Below are 820 nucleotides of genomic sequence, written 5' to 3'. Positions count from 1 at the left end.
GGTGTAACTGGAGATACTGGGCCTACCGGTGATACGGGTGTAACTGGTGATACTGGTCCAACCGGTGCGACTGGTGTAACTGGTGATACCGGGCCTACCGGTGCGACTGGTGTAACTGGTGATACCGGGCCTACTGGTGCTACTGGAGTAACTGGTGCGACTGGTCCAACCGGTGCCACTGGTGTAACTGTAGATACTGGGCCTACCGGTGCCGCCGGAGTTACTGGAGCTACTGGAGATACCGGGCCTAATGGTGCCACTGGTGTAACTGCAGATACTGGGCCTACCGGTGCGACTGGTGTAACTGGTGATACCGGGCCTACTGGTGCTACTGGAGTAACTGGTGCGACTGGTCCAACCGGTGCCACCGGAGTTACTGGTGCTACTGGAGTTACCGGGCCTACTGGTGCCCCTGGTGTAACTGGAGATACTGGGCCTACCGGTGCCACCGGAGTTACTGGTGCTACTGGAGATACCGGGCCTACTGGTGCCACTGGTGTAACTGGTGCAACTGGTAATACCGGACCTACCGGTGCGACTGGTGCAACTGGTAATACCGGTCCTACTGGTGTAACTGGTGATACTGGGCCTACCGGTGCGACTGGTGCAACTGGTAATACCGGACCTACCGGTGCGCCTGGTGCAACTGGTAATACCGGTCCGACTGGTGTAGCTGGTGATACTGGGCCTTCCGGTGCGACTGGTGTAACTGGAGATACTGGACCTGCCGGAGCCACTGGTGTAACTGGAGATACCGGGCCTACTGGTGCCACTGGTGTAACTGGTGTAACTGGTGTAACTGGAGATACTGGACCTACCG

1 pseudogene is annotated in these 820 nt (G+C 57.8%); it reads left to right on the top strand.

Annotation, left to right across the window (positions count from 1 at the left end):
- Window positions 1–820 (top strand): annotated as a pseudogene (locus BA79_RS18685) (hypothetical protein); the annotation flags it as partial.

The organism is Bacillus altitudinis 41KF2b, assembly GCF_000691145.1.
Lineage (GTDB): Bacteria > Bacillota > Bacilli > Bacillales > Bacillaceae > Bacillus > Bacillus altitudinis.
This window is presented reverse-complemented; position numbering and strand designations above follow the sequence as displayed.